General features: G+C 42.0%; 19 protein-coding genes. 6 read left to right on the top strand and 13 right to left on the bottom strand.

Features of this window, described 5'->3' with window-relative positions; genetic code table 11:
• Together argR and CXF82_RS20555 are read left to right on the top strand one after the other, a co-directional pair.
• A partial coding sequence (argR, locus tag CXF82_RS20560; RefSeq protein ID WP_102044850.1) for a transcriptional regulator ArgR occupies positions 1–414 on the top strand: 414 nt, incomplete at its 5' end.
• Positions 415–575: 161 nt separating this feature from the next.
• Complete coding sequence (locus tag CXF82_RS20555; RefSeq protein ID WP_101091328.1) at positions 576–1,046, top strand: cupin domain-containing protein; 471 nt, start codon at positions 576–578, stop codon at positions 1,044–1,046.
• Between the two features lie 51 nt (positions 1,047–1,097).
• Here CXF82_RS20555 and CXF82_RS20550 read toward each other — a convergent pair whose 3' ends face one another.
• The 6 genes from CXF82_RS20550 to CXF82_RS20525 form a co-directional block, all read right to left on the bottom strand.
• Positions 1,098–2,030, bottom strand: a complete 933-nt coding sequence (locus tag CXF82_RS20550; RefSeq protein WP_101091327.1) for a Dyp-type peroxidase — start codon at positions 2,028–2,030, stop codon at positions 1,098–1,100.
• 328 nt (positions 2,031–2,358) lie between these two features.
• A complete protein-coding gene (locus CXF82_RS20545) occupies positions 2,359–3,387 on the bottom strand; it encodes an ABC transporter ATP-binding protein (RefSeq protein ID WP_101091326.1) in 1,029 nt (342 codons plus the stop codon).
• Between the two features lies 1 nt (position 3,388).
• Positions 3,389–5,020: an ABC transporter permease gene (locus tag CXF82_RS20540; protein WP_101091325.1), complete on the bottom strand. Its 1,632-nt coding sequence runs from the start codon at positions 5,018–5,020 to the stop codon at positions 3,389–3,391.
• A gap of 480 nt (positions 5,021–5,500) precedes the next feature.
• Entirely contained in the window at positions 5,501–6,508 is a 1,008-nt protein-coding gene (locus CXF82_RS20535; RefSeq protein WP_101091324.1) for a Fe(3+) ABC transporter substrate-binding protein, read from the bottom strand.
• 195 nt (positions 6,509–6,703) lie between these two features.
• The gene (locus CXF82_RS20530; RefSeq protein ID WP_101091323.1) at positions 6,704–7,300 is read right to left on the bottom strand and encodes a glutathione S-transferase; all 597 of its coding nucleotides are present in this window, start codon (positions 7,298–7,300) and stop codon (positions 6,704–6,706) included.
• A 9-nt stretch (positions 7,301–7,309) separates the two neighbouring features.
• Complete coding sequence (locus CXF82_RS20525) at positions 7,310–8,059, bottom strand: ferredoxin--NADP reductase (RefSeq protein ID WP_101091322.1); 750 nt, start codon at positions 8,057–8,059, stop codon at positions 7,310–7,312.
• Between the two features lie 186 nt (positions 8,060–8,245).
• Here CXF82_RS20525 and CXF82_RS20520 point away from each other — a divergent pair, with 186 nt between their 5' ends.
• Both CXF82_RS20520 and CXF82_RS20515 read left to right on the top strand, forming a co-directional pair.
• On the top strand, positions 8,246–8,791 hold the full coding sequence (locus CXF82_RS20520) for a histidine phosphatase family protein (RefSeq protein WP_157822917.1): 546 nt from the start codon (positions 8,246–8,248) through the stop codon (positions 8,789–8,791).
• A gap of 167 nt (positions 8,792–8,958) precedes the next feature.
• Positions 8,959–9,153 carry a hypothetical protein gene (locus CXF82_RS20515; RefSeq protein WP_101091320.1) on the top strand — a complete coding sequence of 65 codons (195 nt, stop codon included), beginning with the start codon at positions 8,959–8,961 and terminating at the stop codon, positions 9,151–9,153.
• Here CXF82_RS20515 and CXF82_RS20510 read toward each other — a convergent pair.
• Positions 9,150–9,413, bottom strand: coding sequence for a hypothetical protein (locus CXF82_RS20510; RefSeq protein WP_101091319.1), 264 nt, complete (start codon positions 9,411–9,413; stop codon positions 9,150–9,152). The genes CXF82_RS20515 and CXF82_RS20510 overlap by 4 nt on opposite strands.
• Before the next feature lie 422 nt (positions 9,414–9,835).
• Entirely contained in the window at positions 9,836–11,608 is a 1,773-nt protein-coding gene (locus CXF82_RS20505; RefSeq protein ID WP_101091318.1) for an ABCB family ABC transporter ATP-binding protein/permease, read from the bottom strand.
• 341 nt (positions 11,609–11,949) lie between these two features.
• Here CXF82_RS20505 and CXF82_RS22420 point away from each other — a divergent pair, with 341 nt between their 5' ends.
• Positions 11,950–12,126, top strand: coding sequence for a hypothetical protein (locus CXF82_RS22420; RefSeq protein WP_180961007.1), 177 nt, complete (start codon positions 11,950–11,952; stop codon positions 12,124–12,126).
• A gap of 136 nt (positions 12,127–12,262) precedes the next feature.
• Here the strand turns inward: CXF82_RS22420 and nrfD are convergent, their stop codons facing one another.
• From nrfD to CXF82_RS20485, 4 genes are all read right to left on the bottom strand, one after another.
• Positions 12,263–13,204, bottom strand: coding sequence for a cytochrome c nitrite reductase subunit NrfD (gene nrfD / locus CXF82_RS20500; protein WP_101091316.1), 942 nt, complete (start codon positions 13,202–13,204; stop codon positions 12,263–12,265).
• Positions 13,201–13,884, bottom strand: a complete 684-nt coding sequence (locus CXF82_RS20495) for a 4Fe-4S dicluster domain-containing protein (protein WP_102038395.1) — start codon at positions 13,882–13,884, stop codon at positions 13,201–13,203. The genes nrfD and CXF82_RS20495 overlap by 4 nt, the downstream gene beginning before the upstream one ends.
• A gap of 11 nt (positions 13,885–13,895) precedes the next feature.
• A complete protein-coding gene (locus CXF82_RS20490; RefSeq protein ID WP_102038396.1) occupies positions 13,896–14,369 on the bottom strand; it encodes a nitrite reductase in 474 nt (157 codons plus the stop codon).
• Positions 14,370–14,458: 89 nt separating this feature from the next.
• Positions 14,459–14,878 (bottom strand): DUF2726 domain-containing protein, encoded by a 420-nt coding sequence (locus CXF82_RS20485; RefSeq protein ID WP_232775043.1) that lies wholly within the window; start codon positions 14,876–14,878, stop codon positions 14,459–14,461.
• Between the two features lie 474 nt (positions 14,879–15,352).
• Here CXF82_RS20485 and CXF82_RS20480 point away from each other — a divergent pair, with 474 nt between their 5' ends.
• Complete coding sequence (locus CXF82_RS20480; protein ID WP_102044849.1) at positions 15,353–16,351, top strand: LysR family transcriptional regulator; 999 nt, start codon at positions 15,353–15,355, stop codon at positions 16,349–16,351.
• Between the two features lie 24 nt (positions 16,352–16,375).
• Here CXF82_RS20480 and CXF82_RS20475 read toward each other — a convergent pair whose 3' ends face one another.
• A complete protein-coding gene (locus CXF82_RS20475) occupies positions 16,376–17,449 on the bottom strand; it encodes a LysR family transcriptional regulator (RefSeq protein WP_101091311.1) in 1,074 nt (357 codons plus the stop codon).
• Positions 17,450–17,536 lie beyond the last annotated feature (87 nt).

Below are 17,536 nucleotides of genomic sequence, written 5' to 3'. Positions count from 1 at the left end.
GAGGAGCGTTTTGGCTCCCAAAGTGAAATAGTGATAGCGCTTCAAGCTGAAGGCTTTAGCAATATCAACCAATCAAAAGTCTCGCGTATGCTGAGTAAGTTTGGCGCAGTTCGAACCCGAAATGCTAAACAGCAAATGGTTTACTGTTTACCCGCTGAGCTTGGTGTACCAACTGCTGGTAGTCCACTTAAAAACCTTGTACTTGATGTGGATCATAACCAGTCAATGATCGTTGTTCGAACCAGCCCAGGTGCGGCACAGTTAATCGCCCGATTACTTGATTCGATAGGTAAGCCAGAAGGTATTCTAGGCACGATAGCGGGTGATGATACTATCTTTATCAGTCCGTCAAATATCGACATGATTGTGGATACAGTAGAAACGGTTAAATCATTGTTCAATTACATGGATTAACTTTTTCTGCCAGCAAAATAAGGGCGGAAACGCCGCCCTACCTCCCTTTAAGCCAAATGCCAACGCTACCTTTATACAATATATTGAATATGTTATTTTTTATTATATCAATATGGTTATACTGCCAGTAGGGCAGCATTCCTAAGTTGAGGATAATAAAGATGAAAAACAAACTGATTAATGTTTCTGATGTTGGCTGGGAGTCTTGGTCACATGAAAATAATTACGGCAGTGATCAAAAGCACATTGGTGATACTGCTGGGGCTGAAAAAGTTGGCGTAACCATGGAAAAGGTAGCACCAGGCATGGCGTCAGCACTTGCTCATTATCACACTAAAGAAGAGGAACACATTTACGCGATGCAAGGGGAAGCCACTCTCTATATTGATGATGAACCTCATGTTTTTAGCGAAGGAAAATATATCTGCTTCACAGCCAACTCTGGTATCGCCCATAAAATAGTTAATAATAGCGATGCCGATTTCATTTTTTTAGTGGTCGGTAGCCGTGATACCCATGATGTCGTTGTTTATCCCGAAACCAATAAAGTACTCGTCCGGAGTATGAATGAGGTTTATGACCGCAGCCCTACTAGCTACTTTAATAACGATAAAGAAGAACAAGAAAAATAGCAGGCATAAAAAAACGCACTTATTGTGCGTTTTTTTACAGATTAACCAGGCTTATGCGGATCGTTCTAAAAAATCTATCGATGGCACAAAAAAGGATGACCCTGTTAGTGCTTGAGTAAAATGCATCAGATGATCATGATTACCTTCTGTATCACCATAGATCATACTTTCGAGCATTTTTTCAAAATTCACCGAGTTTCCACACATAGAGATAAACATTAAACCTTGTTCTTTAACCGAACCATAAGGCATGCTTTGACGTAATATTTCCATTGAATTACCGTCATCATCTTTAAGATTAACTCGCTTAATATGACTTGTTAATGGCTTATCTGCAGAGGCGTATTCAATATTTTCAGCTTTGGTACGACCAATGATATCTTCTTGTTTCTTATCTGGCAGTCGATTCCACTTACTCAAATTATGAGCAAATTTTTGTACATGAATATAACTGCCGTTTTTAAACTCGTTATCTTCATCTCCAACCAGTGCAACACTTTGACGGCTGCGGCCCTTGGGGTTTTCAGTGCCGTCAACAAAGCCTGTTAGGTCGCGACTATCCATAAAACGGAAGCCGCGCTCTTCATCTATCAACTCTACGAGTCCATCAAACATTTGACACACTTCATTGGCCACTAAATGGAGAATATCGAAGCGATCACCACGCAGCTGCACAAAGAGATCATATTCGATCGCCGGCGCATCTCTATTCTCTTGATTCATCGCAGGAAATGGCTTTAATTGGCGTGGTCTGCCTACCGGGTAAAGCGCATCCCAATAGTTTGCCCCAACGGCAACAAACCCGTTGAATGCACTATCCGCAAATTGATCTGCAAGATCGTGAATATATTGGGCCACATTTGCAACACATGGGCGCATTTGCGATTCGATACCATCATTAGCATTAAACATTAAATAGACACTGTGCAAATTTCCTTCTGCACAAACTCCTAGTTGTTCACGAGGCATAACCTGACTATCCATTTTTATATGTAACCCTTATTTTGCATTAATCATCGGCAATATTATCTACAACTTTAGCATCTAATAATTCTACCTGACGCACATTAACCAGAATAAAGACTTATATTTAGCCTACTTGCAAAGCGCTATACTTGTGTCACATTGCTTTTGTCTTATAGCATGCGCACGAGTAAGCCGTTAATTAATTTTATATTAAACGCTCTAAACCCAAGCTTACTAAAATTGTCACTAAACGGCGATAAAAACAACACATTAAACGATGAATTAAACTCTCAATGTTTTCTTACCTCACTTCAAACGCGCAGATATTAGGTTAGTGCTACCTCCGTTAGAGTAAAATTAAATGGTGTCGTGTTGCTGTAATTGCCACTTTTTCACCAATATTGATATCTAAGCATTCACTATGGACATCGAGCGTGATGTCATCAATTTGGACCAAATACTGGCAGACATGCCCAAGAAAACGACGCTCAATGACTTCACCTAAGCCCTTGTCGTTTTTAGATATGACTAAGTGCTGTGGCCTTAACAAAAGCTCAGCTTCATCATTTAGCGCCACCATCAGCGGACGGTCACTTTCAATATCACCAATAAGTGTAGACACGGTTTTATCCGCAATCACTTTCGCAGGTAAGTAATTACTAGCCCCTAAAAAGTCAGCGACATACTTATCTTGTGGGCATAGATACAGTTTCTCAGCGTCACCACATTGAACAATTTTACCATGGTTAAACAAAGCGAGCTTATCAGCAAAAACAAACGCCTCATCTTTACTATGAGTTACAAAAACGGCACTTATATTATGTCGCTTTAGGATATGACGGATCTCAAGCATCATCTCTCGACGAACCTTGGCATCTATATTTGAAAATGGCTCATCAAGTAAAAGAACCTCAGGTTCATAGGCTAACGCTCGAGCGATTGATACCCTTTGCTGCTGACCACCCGATAGCTCGTGTGGATATCGCTCCCCTAGCCCGTCCAACTTTACCAGTGACAACATTTTATCTAGTCGCGTCACTCGTTGTGCTTTATTCGCTATTTTCACGCCAAAAAGTATATTTTCTGCCACTGTAAGATGAGGAAACAAAGCGTAATCCTGAAAGATCATGCCGATCCCACGCTTCTCACTGGCGACAAATTTTTTGTCGGATACCACGGTATTACCATTGATTGCGATCTCGCCTTCGGTAATATTTTGCAGACCCGCGATAGCCCGTAACAGTGTCGTTTTACCGCAGCCACTCGGCCCCAACAAGGCAATAATTTCACCTTTTTCAACGGTTAAATCGAGACCTTTCAACACCACTTGTTTTTGGTATTGGCTATGGACATTGCTGACTTGTAAGGTTGCCATACTACTTTTCTTGCTCCAAAGAACGGTTGAGGTATATCAATGGGACTAACCCCACCAACACGATAACAATCGCGGCTAAAGCGCCATGTTCTAGCTGTTCATCAGAGACAAACTGAAAAACATACGTCGCCAAATTTTCAAAACCGATCGGTCTGAGTAACAAAGCCGCCGGGAGCTCTTTCATACACTCAATAAAGACCAATAATAATCCCGCAAATATTCCTTTTCGCAGCAAGGGGACATGCACCCTAGCCAGCAATGCTTTTGGGGTTAAGCCTAACGTTACACTCGCCATATCTAAAGATGGCGAAATGCGTTTATAGCTATTTTCTATACTACCAATTGCAATTGCGGCAAAACGGATACAAAAAGCACAAACAAGAATAAAAACACTACCGGTTAATATAAGTCCCGGCCCTTCAAAACCAAAATATTCAGCGACATCATTAATCGCAAAATCAAGCTGTGTAAATGGCACTAAAATACCAATGGCCAACACGGTACCGGGTAGAGCGTAGCCAGTAGAGGCTAACCTTGACGGCAACATATCGGCTCTTCGAGGACTCACCCTTCTGACAAACATTAAAACAATACCGATGCAGACACAGATCACGCTTACCAATAGCGAAATCCATAAACTATTAAAGCTGTACTCAAAAAATTTGGCATTCCAACTCTCGGCAAAATAACCCCAAGCATATTGCAGCAAAATAGCGAATGGCAGCAAAAAAGCGAGCGTTAATAAGCCAAAGCAGTAGCCAGTAGCCGCAAATGCCTTTACACCACTCAGCGAGTAGCGATCTAACTCTCCTGGTGATGACTGTTTTTGGAAAAGTTGTTGTTTTCGGCGTGCAAAACGCTCGAAACCAATCATAGCAAAGATGACAAACAGCATAATAGTAGAGAGTTTTGCGGCAGCGGTTAAACTGCCATATTCAAACCAAGTATCATAAACAGCCGTGGTTAATGTGGGCACCGCAAAATAACTCACAGTGGCAAAATCTGCCGCCGTTTCCATAGCAACAAGTGTGGCTCCCACGGCTAAAGCGGGTCTAGCCATAGGTAAGCTAAGCCGCCAGAAGCTTTTCCAAGGGCTACACCCCATAACGCGTGCGGCATGTCCTAAACTTGCTGATTGCTCCATAAATGCGGTGCGCGCTAGCAGATAAATGTACGGAAAAAGCACCAACGCCAGCATAATTGCTGCACCGCCTAAAGAGCGTACTTCAGGAAAGTAGTAATCATGGGGCGTTTGCCAGCCCAATAGGCCTCGCAGACTTCGCTGCACGGGACCTGCATAATCCAAAAGGTCCGTGTACACGTAAGCGACCACATAGGCTGGCATTGCCAGTGGTAACAATAATGCCCATTGGAAGATGTTTCGGCCAGGGAAACGACATTTGGCCACCAGCCAAGCGGCGGGTATAGCCAGTAGAAGAGCGCCTATCACCACCCAGAACATTAGCAGCAAACTATTGCTGATATAGGTCGGTAAAACGGTATCAATGAGATGACCAAAAACAGCTTCATCAGGCATCAGTGATTGCAGAATAAGCGCGATAAGCGGCATCACGATCAACAGTGCCAATGTGTAGCTTGCAACAGACCAGCGTCTAGCTAAGCCTAATATCATGGTGTCAAATACCTATACCCATCCAGCTTGGAGATGCTCGTTTCAGAGGCGTTGTGCCAGTTCAATTCTAGGCGCATTAACGTAGAAATGGTTATTCCCTTTTAAGTGAGTGCAACAACGAAGTGGGCTTGCACAACGCCTTCTGCGATGGGTATGCTTTTTATATTATTAGAGTGGGCTTTACTCTGTGTTATTGATTTTACTAAGGCAATGACCATTAGCGGCAATCAATGCCTCGCCTACATGGATGTAGGTGCTTAGGTTCAGCCTGGAGCAATGAACCAGTGATTAAAGCCCATTAAACTCCCATCGAATCCTACATCTTCAGGTAGGATGGGTATAGGAGCCATGAAAAATAAAAATATGTAGAAAAAACAAAACCTATCATAAAGATAGGTTCTGAGAATATTATCACGAAGCATTCGCGTTAATGCATTATATAACGATAGCGTTAGCCCAACCTTAAAAGCCTAGCTTGCACTAAAGATCAAACTTCACTTCATCCAATAGTTTTATCGCAGCGCTATGGTATTCAGCTAGCTTATAGATAGGCAAGTCATCAGCTTTAAATTGTCCCCAAGAGGCGACTAACTTCGATGGTTTAACATCAGCTTTAACCGGATATTCCATGTTCACATCAGCATAGGTTTGCTGCGCAGAATCACTTGATAGAAACTCCATCAACTGAATAGCTGCGTCACGGTTTTTAGTGTATTTGGCTAACGCCATACCTGATACATTGATGTGCGAACCACGGTTATCTTGGTTAGGGAAGTTAATCTCAACCGCTTCAGCCCATGGCTTCTGTTTAGGATCTTGTAGCATTTTGCCTAAATAATAGCTGTTGCCAATGGCGATATCACATAAACCTTCGCTTAGCGCTTTAACCTGGGCCCTGTCATTACCTTGTGGCTTACGCGCAAGATTGGCTTTTAAGCCTTGTAGCCATGTCTTAGTGTCTTGTTCACCATGGTGCGCAATCATCGATGCGACGAGAGAAACATTATAAGGATGCTTACCACTTCGGCTGCAAATTTTACCGAGATACTTAGGGTCAGCGAGATCTTCATAGTTAATATCTAACTTACCCAGTCTTTCTTTCGAGCTATAAATATTACGGACACGCATGGTTAATGCATACCACATGTCATCTGGTGAACGGTATTTTTGGGGAATATTTTGCTTTAGCGTATCGCTGCTTGCTGGGATGACAAGATCTTTCTTAACCAACTCCATTAACCGATAGAAATCTGAAGTCAGTACTATATCAGCTTTAGACAAGCGTCCTTCTCGCGACATACGCTCCGCGATGCCTTTCTTTGAAAACACGACATCAACTTCAATGCCCGTTTGCTTAGTAAAGTCAGTCAAAATAGGGTCAATAAGAAAAGCTTGTCGATAAGAGTAGACCGTTAACCTTTCAGCGGCACTAACCATAGTTGCACTACATAAAAGCCCAACCATCATTAGACTGTTGATCATTCTCATTGCCCTACTCCTTTATCAATGTACCTTTAACTACCACGTCAGTGATAATAATTCTCAATTGCAAGTAGGGTAATCAATCAAGGCTGGAACAGCAAGCATTAGTGGTAATTTCTGCCAACAAAATACACCACCTACCTTAGCAAATACTTAATTAACCTCTATTTATTCATAATACTAACAAGCGAAGTCGTGTTGTCACGCGGGCCTTGTGGCAACAAAAGCATCAGCTTTCTGCGCTTCCTTCAGCCAAAGACCGAGTGCAGGAGCCACATTTCGCCAAAGTATATCGGGATGCCTAAAGTCAATGTACTCCAATAGACAAACTAACATGACTTGCAATGCCGTTAACTCAGCAGAGTGAGTGATGCCAATGGTTTCAATCTCTTTTAAGCCTCTTAATAATGCTTGCTCAAATCGCGATGTCCAAAATGCAGAACGCAAACCCTCTTCATCTCGAAGTTGCTCCTGTCTAAGTGAGACCGCACTATCAAAAATACCTTTCAGTAATGAAAAGTGACACTGTTGCGACCAATTATTTACTCTCATTCCAAATAAACGAGACTGGCCAAATTCAGTGTCTAAGAAACGCATAATCACTTCGCTATCAAACAATGCCGAGCCATCATTTAGCTGCAAACAGGGGATCTTTGCTAAAGGGTTAACTCTAAGCAGTTCTGGAGAGTTATCGAAGGGGTTAGCAATAATCTCTTCAATCCCTTTAATCTTGTGGTAGCTAATAAAAACACGGACACAACGGGCATAAGGTGAAGCGTCGGAATAATACAGTTTCATGATCTGACCTTACCAGTATTTTTCGACGGTAACTTGTCCTGGCGCTCGGCGTAAGTTCTTGGCGAGTCCTCTGTTTTTTAGCACCAGCTGTGCATCGGTGATCATTCCAGGATTACCGCAAATCATCACTTGAGACTCATTGGCGGAAATAGTGACGCCCGCTAATGCTTCTATTTCACCACTTAAGAGCCCATCAGGGATCCGGCAACGTAGTGCCCCATCAACAGGCTCTCTTGTGACCAAGAGTACTAATTTAAACTGTGAAGGATATTTGCTTTCCAACGCCCTAAGTAGCGGCAGATAAGCCAAATCCTGCGCTTCTCGAACACCATAGACTAAGATTACTTTCTGATAGTTTTGCCACGGTTCTTCGGTTTCCATCATAGAGATGAAAGGACCAACTGCTGTACCTGTCGCAAGGAACCAAAGGTGTTCACCTTTCTTATCATCTTTAGGTAGCTCATCAAGCGTCATAAAGCCTGATGCTTTGGTTGCAACATCAATGACGTCACCGGCAGACAATGCTTGCAGATCTGGAGATAATTGGCCGTCATCCACCGCTACCGCCAGTACCTCAATGTAATCAGTCCCAGGTGGGTTAACCAGAGAGTAAGCTCGGCCGATGCGTTTCTCATCAACGACTCGACTTAATTTAATAAATTGACCCGCGATAAAATTTCCAATATCGACTTTGATTTTTAATGAGAATAACTTGTCACTCCAATCATTCCGCTCAATGACTTTACCTTCAATCCACATAGCTTGCTCCAAAAGTGCGTCGTCGTTTCAGCATAAACTTTTATTTCATATTCAGAAAGATTAATCTAACGCCAACATTTTGTTAGGGACAGTGAACTCAAAGACGCATAAGCTTTAACAACTCAGGCTTTATAGGCGTAACTTTTAGTTATGATAGCCCTCAAGAAAAATATCAAGGACGCCACTATGCCAACCCTATTTAAGGCGATCATCGCCTTTATAGTTTTAACTCTTACCTTCAATTATAGTGCCTTGGCACTAGCACAAAACATAACCGATACCATCGATAGCAAAACTATCATTGTGGTTCGACATGCCGAGAAGCTCAGCGATGGCTCACGTGATCCACTTCTTAGTGACGTAGGCTACCAACAAGCGCAAGCTCTTGCTCAAGTACTAACAGACTTAACCGTTTCTCAAGCCATCGCCAGTAACTACCACAGAACCCAACTGACACTTAAGCCACTCGTCGATGCTCATAACATTAGTCTTACAACTGTCAGTACCAAAGAGGGAATTGAAGCCCATATTGCTGAGATAGTTGCGCTGGTGCAGAGTTCGAACGGCAACAGTGTAATTGCCGGTCACTCCAATACCGTGCCACTGATTATAAAAGCATTAGGAGGCCCACAAATTGCGACCTTAGATGAATCAAGTTATGGCGAGCTTTATCAGTTAACCATTCACCCATCTGGTGAGGTTAGCTTTGAGATATCTCAATTTGGTCAATGACGCTTAATCGCATCCCCGTTTGATGGAATAACCCAAAAGCATGGTCTGATTTCAAGTGAATGAGACTTAGTTTGCGGAATATTTAGTAAATAAGTATTAGCTCAGGTAGGATATACCTCTTTGTGGAGTTAAACTAAATAGTAATCTTTTACATATGAGGCACAGCAATGGATGACAAAGATGCGCCCTCACAAAACATGGGATTGTCTGTAAGTTGTAACAGTTGCGAACGCATGACAGTGATTGAAGGCGAATATATCTGCTACAGAGAGGGGAAAATCATCAGTTTACAACCGATGAAAACACCAGCGCCTAAAATCTTACTCTGTGATGGCTGGAAAATTGGCAAAATCAGCTATTAAGCTGTTAGCATTCCAGCATAATCGCGAGCTGAGAATTTTGGCTCATGCAGCAGTCCTTTTAAAGGGTCTACCGGACTCGCTTTAGCTAAACTCAAACCGCGAGTCGTTACTCTCATGCCGGCACACAATTCAAAATAAACCACTTCAAGTTCATCTGTTTCTAGACCACGCTTTTTAAGCGTCGCCATAATAGCAAGCCAGTCAGTGCTAGCCTTGCTGCCCTGTCCTTCGATATTTACAAGTAGAGGTATGTTTTTCATAGTGACCTTCTCTGTATAATCATGACGTTATACCTATTGTATTAAATATGTCGCCAATTCAGAAACACCCAAACTTTTCAACTCAAAGCGTATTGAAGGGATTATGGAAACTCCCTTGTGAACCAATGCAAAGCAGAAGTGGGATGTCTAAACATTCCCGTTGACTGAATTTCAAAGATCCACATGCTAGGTTGCAAACGTTCGATATAGAATAATGATGAGCTTCGAACTCCCCATGGGGCTCTAACGCTAAATTACCACTGAATGAACCGATATTTTAGGCAATAAGTATTGATGTAAAGCTATTATATGTACACAAGTCTGAACCTAGGCTGAATTGTATACAGAGATATCTTAAAACCACTCACTATAGCCACACCTAATCAGTCACACTATGTAGAAAGGACTTAAATCCTCCATCGTTACTCTTGTTGAATACGCCACAATTTTGAATACAAACCACCGGCCTCTAATAGACTGCTATGAGTTCCCGTTTCAACCACTCGACCTTTGCTCAACACCAAAATTTGATCCGCATCGACGACGGTCGATAAGCGGTGCGCTATGACGAGGCTGGTATGGCCTTTAGCCGCCGCTTTCAATGCCGTTAAAATAGCGTGTTCAGAATGACTGTCCAATGACGAGGTCGCTTCATCAAACACTAAGATAGGAGAACGTTTCAAAATCGCTCTCGCAATCGCAACCCGTTGTTTCTCACCCCCGGACAGTTTCAAACCGCGCTCACCGACACGGGTGTCGCCACCTTCTGGTAGGCTTGCAATAAAATCACTGAGGTGCGCCATTTTGATTGCAGCATCAATTTCATCATCTGTCGCTGATGGGCGACCGTAACGAACATTCTCAATTAGCGTATCATTAAAAAGTACAGTGTCTTGCGGCACGATAGCAATCGCTTGTCGCAAGGTATCTTGGCTTAATTGACGAATATCTTGCCCGTCAATTCGAATACAACCAGAAACGACATCATAAAACCTAAACAGCAACTTAACGATCGTCGATTTACCCGCCCCGCTATCACCGACTATCGCGACTTTTTGCCCAGATTTTATTGAAAAACTAACATCATCGAGAATATTGCGACTATCGTAACTGAAGCTTACATTCTCAAATGAAACGACTCCCTGAGTTAGCCTTTCAGTGTTGGCATTCTCGATATCTTCAATCAAAGGTTCTTTGTCTAATAAACTGAACATGCGCTCAATATTCGCAAATGCACCACGGATCTCTCGGTAAACAAAGCCTAAAAAGTTCAGTGGTATAAAGAGCTGCATCATAAATGCATTAATTAGCACAAAGTCACCAATGCTCATCACGCCCTGTGCTACATCCGTCGCGGCCATTGCCAGCATCAATGTCATCGCGACAGAAATGATACAAGCCTGCCCAGCGTTCAGGGCAAATAACGACAAGCGGTTCTTTCGTTTCGCCTCTTCCCAGTCAGCGAGGGCACTGTCATAACGATTAGCTTCATACTGTTCATTATTAAAATACTTCACCGTCTCGTAATTCAATAGGCTATCGACGGCGCGCGTACTAGAAAGCGAATCCGCTTTAGCGGCATCTCTGACATAACCTGTACGCCACTCTGTTGCCACCACAGAGTATGCACCATAGGCAACCACCGACAATAGTGTAACGGCCGCATAGCTAACACCGTAGTTGTAAAACAGAATGCCCACCACCAACACAATCTCCAATAGCGTGGGGACGATATTGAATACCATAAAGCGCATTAAAAAACTCACCCCACTGGTGCCACGTTCAATATCTCGCGACAATCCACCGGTACGCCTTTCTAAATGAAATGCCATATCGAGTCGATGCAGATGCTCAAACACAGCCATGCCTAAGCGTCGAATGGCACGTTCAGTGACTCGCCCAAACAGCGTATCTCTAACTTCAGAGATAATGGTGTTGAGTAAACGCATACAACCATAAGCAATCACTAACCCTATCGGCACCGCCAGTAGTTCCCCTGGTCCCTTTAACGTCAAGCCATCGACTAATGCTTTAAGCACAAAGGGCAGCCCGACACTTGCTGTCTTTGCCACCACTAAACACAACAGCGCTAAGCCTACTCGTTGCTTAAATTCAAGCAAATACGGCCAGAGCAGTTTGATGACATGCCAATTAAGCTTACCGATAGGACCGTCGAAATATAAAGAGGGACGCATGAACACTTCCAAAAGTTAAACATAAAAACTAAAAATAGATGATATTTAACGCGACTTTATTCAGCTAAAAAGGCGATAAACTTATTCACACCTGTAAAAAAAATGTAAATTTACACTTGAAATATACCGACAAAAAGTACTACTTTAGCACTATCTCTGTGATGTCTTTGGTCACCTAAGGTATTTACTCATATATTTTCTCATAACCTTGTTTAAAGCGGTGCAAATTTTGTTACTCCACGGTAAAGAATTTGATATTCTCTTTGATGCAATTTTAAAAGTGAACAGGATAAAGGGCATCAAAAATGCTCGAGTCAAGCCAACTATCAAAGGATGCAAACATGTTGGATTCATCCAATCAAAAATATCCACCTTTACCACTCATCCAAACATGGATATGGATGATGACCCAATCTGGAAACCCTGAAATCCAAGAGAAAGGTCAAAGCAATCTTATTGCTTCCTTTGGCAGTTTAGCCAAAGCAAATGAGTATCTTATAGAGCAAAATCAACAATAACGAAAATTATTACTGATTTTGCTTTGTATAGTACATACATTAAGGCTGCTCACCTAAAGTGAACAGCCTTTTTTTATCGCTATATGTTTAACACAAGACGCTAGCCTGACATGGTGATAGTGCAGATCGGTCTACACTAGACTCCGGTCATCTGCCCGGTATAAAGAATGAAGTTTCGCAGCAACAGAACCCCGATTAAACTGAAGCTCGCAGTCACAGCGACATAAGCGAACTTTCTGTCTGATGACACTTTCATCCATAAATTAAATGCCAATGGCAACGTTAGACCAACGCCAACCACGCCCCCCCAGAAAATCCAGCCCCAAAAGCCCTCTCCAATTGCATTCAATGCCGCGACCTCACTTTGACCTCCGGATAAAATAAGCCCTACAAAAAAGGTAAATAACAGCATGATCTCAACTAAGATCATCGGGATCTCTATGCGATGAATAAATCGCACCTCAACTCCATTGGGATTACCACGCATTAATACGCCACCAAGAAGGGTCGCCGCGGCACCAGAAGACAAACCAGAAATGAGGAATAACAGTGGTAACACAGGGTTGTTCAACAAAGGAAAACCAATCAGTGCCGATAACAAAAAGCCAGTATAGGCACCAAGTGATAAAGATAAGATCACCAATACACCCGTAATAACATCTTCATGTCGAGCCAACAGTGCCAAGAGTTTGCTTAGCAATGGCAAACGCTGTTTTAGCCACTGCTGGATTGGCGAGCTAAACACGCTACCAATCCACGCGAAGAGCACCACTTGATATGCCAACAGCACCAGAACGCCCATCGACATCACCGATGATGGGTTATAAAAAACCAAGATTTTCCAAAATGCCAATGGCTTGGTTAGGTCCATGACCAAAATCCCTAAGCCTGCACACACAGCAACTGGCGCAATCACTGCTGCAGCCTGAACAAAAGGTGACAGATAGGCTTTATCAGCTAACTTAAAGTGCTTAAGCATAATCGCAAAAAACACAGCCCCGGCCGATAATCCAGCCAAAAATAGGTAAATAGCAATCGGCCAATGCCAGACTAATCCATCAAAATGAAATGCACTCATAGCACTATCTCCCCATCAATCGTCCGCACATGGAATAGTTTTGGTCGAGTCCCTAAGTCTACTTTCTCCCGATAAGTGGGTTTAGACTTAAGCGTTTTAACTAATGCGGAATCAGGATCTTTCAAATTACCAAATACTAATGCATTCGTTGGGCACGCCAACACACAAGCGGGTTGTAAGCCTTCACTTAACTGAGTTTGCTGACAGAAATCACATTTATCAGCCACTTTAGTTTCAGGATTGATAAAGCGTATTTGATATGGACAAGCGGCAATACAGTATTGGCAACCCACACAACGGTCCTCATTAACTGCAACAATGCCTGTTTCTTTATCAATATAAGCCGCCCCTGTTGGGCATACTTTGACACAAGGTGCAGCTTCGCAGTGCTGGCAAGAATGTCGGATAAAACGATAGCTCTGATCGGGGTATTCCCCAAAGGGTCCGCTACGCTCAATCTTGACCCGAGTGACCCCATAAGGAACATGGTTCACTTCGCGGCAAGCATCTTCACAGGCATTACAGCCAATACAGAGGTTTTCATCATGCACCATGGCATACTTGAGGCCACTGTCCTGTTCGGAAGTATTCGCTTGTGGGGCCTTGGTCACTGTATAAACTGACATGCCCGCAATAACACCACCACAGCCTTTTAGAAAACGTCTCTTTGAATTATCCACAGTGCACCTCCTTATATTTCAGCTCGATGACATTTAGCACATGACTGACTAAGCGCCGGACCTGACAGCAATAATGCAGGATCAGTTTCAGGATGTAATTGATGGCACTGACCACAAGAAACTCGTTTCGCATGTACATTGTGAGTCCAATGAACTGTCGCGAGCTGTTGATGCTCATGACACGCTAAACACTGCTGCGCCTGTGTTTTTATAGCAGTGTCACTCTTAGCGCCAAATGCAATAATCGAAGCGCCTTTTCGAGGATGTTTACCTTTTTCACCATGGCAATCTTCACAGGTTAGTGCCAGCCCTTGATTGGCATGTAACCCCAACATTTGACCATTACGTTTATGGCACTTTAAACAAGCACTATTCGCTACTGTTCCAGCATCTTTAGCTAAAGCTGAACTTGGAAAGCTCACCCACAGTAAAACAAACCAAACAATATAGAGTAAGACAACGCCGTAACGGTTAGTAATCGACATCACAAAACCTTACACCGACAGGTGAATACAAAAAGTTTAAGAGAATGAGCGCCAAACAGTATGTTTAGCGCTAGGTTGGACTTGCTTGGTTATGCGGCGAGAGCCGTCTTTATCAACGCTTCATCGCAGTGCTTATACTTATCTAACTTGATGAATTGCACACCAACATAGTCTAAGCACTTCTCAACAAATTTAGCTTGTTCAGGGGAGCTATCATCGGGATTACTAATCACCAACTTTACTGAAGAAGATTCATTGTCGATAACAACATAATCAAGATGGCAATGCTCCATAAAATCTTGAACCTCTTCGTGATTATTAACCGATTCGTCAATATCAACCACATTCACCAATGACGCACCATAAAGAATGTCGTAACGTGTGTTTGCAATCGCTTTTAAGCTTTTTAAAAAGTGCATAGACTCTTTATCAAGTAGATGCGGTTTAATGCTAATTTCAGCCCCAACCCTTTCGACTTCACTTGACTTAAAAAATTTAATACACGTCATAACAAATGTCACAATGACGAAAGGAACAATCAGGAATAAAACAAAGTATATAAAAGCATAACTTAGTATTACGGTGGCGTTCATGATAAACCTCCAATGAATTTATTTACTAACTTAACCCTCGAGTTAATTATTACCCCTCAAAACATGACTTAGCAACAGAGATGAAAAACCTTTTATCAAAAATTAAAACGAGGTCGCAATATCGGTTTCCGACGTTAATAATTACAGATAATCAAAAAGTAGATATAGGACTATCACAATATGGAAAACTATAAATCACATATCACAAAAAGAACAACTTACTAATTAAAAACAGCAAGATACAAGAATTCGCGAATGGGATAGATAATTATTAAAAACATATTAAACACATGATAAATCTTTATTGAATTTAATTGAATTATTATTTTACCGTAAGTTATAATTAATATACTGTAATTGTAAAAGTGGTAATTTCTAGGGGTATTTAATATGCGCAACATAACTATTGATAATCTAGATATGCTAAGCATTAACATTCTCGTCAATTTATATGAAGAGCACTCAGCTACCTTTGTTGCAAAAAAAATGAACATTCCCGCACCTAAAGTAAGTCGTTGCTTACAAAATGCGAGAGTCATATTTAACAATCCGCTTTTTATTCGGAAAAAACATGGATTAATTCCTAACGAATTTACTCAACAACTCTACCCCATCGCCAAAGAACTTCTACAGTGTTCTGACCACCTGCAACAGCTATCCGTGTGCGCCAAAGATTTAAGCAACAGCGAAATCAACATCTATGCGAGTGATATGCTAGTGCAACACCTCCCGCAACAACTCAGCAGTGCTATCAACCAGTCAGATCTGCCCATAAGCTACAAGTTGCACACTCAATCGATTAATGTGTTTAATGATATCAATAACGGAGTCACTGATATTGCAATACTCACAGAATCAAATCCGCAGCTATTACAATTTTATGCCAACAATTTGGATATCGTACCTTTGCAAAAGCTCAACCATATTTATCTAGTGTGCGACTTGCATCACCCCATTTTAAAACAAGAGTTGGATATCGATACCATAGCCAGTTATCCCTATGTTAAGGCGTATAACCTAGCAACTCCTACCTCAGTTGATCCCTTTATATTCTATTGTCAGCAACACCATATCCGCTGCCGACTTGCTAATATAGATAACGTTGATGACAGTCCTAGTTTCCATGACTTGTACCCATTGCTCGCAGATAGCGAAAACCTTGCACTTCTGCCTTACAGTAAAATATATGAGCAAAGTAACTTACTACCTGGGTTACACGTTTGCTGTTTATCAGAAATGGAAACCAACCGACTCTATTTATCTCAGTCTCACCCAACACTTTATCTCGTTAGAGCTAAAGGTAATCATTCCGGAAACTTTGATCGACTAACCGAAGCTCTTAGTCAAATAGTGACTAAGAGTGGGCATCTATATCGTCATAACCAGTAAAACGATCAATTTTTGCGAGCGTATTTAATTATTGTATTGATTGGCTACCATACAAGAGCGCTGCTGACAGTCGGCATCGCACTGTAACGCGGAACAAGATTTATTGGTGCAACATGTCGTCAGAGGTTTAGCGGGGCTGGTTGATGTGGTGATGTTATCGTAATGACTTTGCATCTCCACTAATTTGTCACCTAATAAGTTTCTAAGGCAGTTAACCATCGGAGAGAGCACGCTTTGATGGCAATGCAGATAATAACTGTCACTCGTTAATTCTGGAGCATTGCGCCAATCATCAGAGATATCGACAAAATCAACATCTTTTCTGTTTTCAAAATAATAGTAAGACATTGCAGACACTAAAATACCCACATCCCCGGTCATGCTCACGTGATCAACCACCATACGAACACTTGGACTCTTAAGTACGACCTTAATATCGATATCCTTTGCTTGCGCATACTCCTCAATACGGTGCATCTGATGGCCTTGCAAATTAGAATTTACCAGTGCAATTTTATAATCAAAGATATCTTTCAGTGGTTGAGAAGATTCAAGAATTGGGTGGCCCGTTTTGGCGACAATAAAGAAATGTGTGATATCGCCAATTTTGGTGTCATTTACCATTGGATGATTAACCGGCTCAATAGAAATTGAGCAATCGATTTTACCTTGGCACAATCGCTGACTGACCGTTTCAGACCAAGGCTGTACATTGACATAAACACCACCATCAACACAGCGACATGATTGCTGAATACAATTAAGCACCATTAGTGACCAATGCTCATTTGCCGCAAACGTTAACTCATAGGGGGCTTCTCTTTTGTCTAACGTCGTTTCAATAATTTTATCAAACTGCTGCAATATGGTTTGCACCATAGGAGTTATTTTTAAGGCGACTTGATTCGGTTCAAAGCCGTACTTTTTCCTTATAAACAACTCATCGCCCAGAACGTCTCGCAAAGTTGTAAGCGCTCGGCTCACCTTTGATTGGGTCGTACTTAGCTTCTCTGCTACTGCACTACCATTTTTAAGTTCAACTAAACCAATAAATACCTGCAAAGTAAAATAATCAAGCCGACTGACTTGTTTCAACATTAGTCCTATCCTTTTGCTAACGATTGATATAGAAAAACTCCCCTTTTCTAATGGGGGCTTGCAACACAACGCATCAGTGGCTAAAGC

Source organism: Shewanella sp. GutDb-MelDb (genome assembly GCF_002836075.1).
Classification (GTDB): Bacteria; Pseudomonadota; Gammaproteobacteria; order Enterobacterales; family Shewanellaceae; genus Shewanella.
The sequence above is the reverse complement of the archived record's forward strand: the minus strand, read 5'-3'. Positions and strand labels throughout refer to the sequence as shown.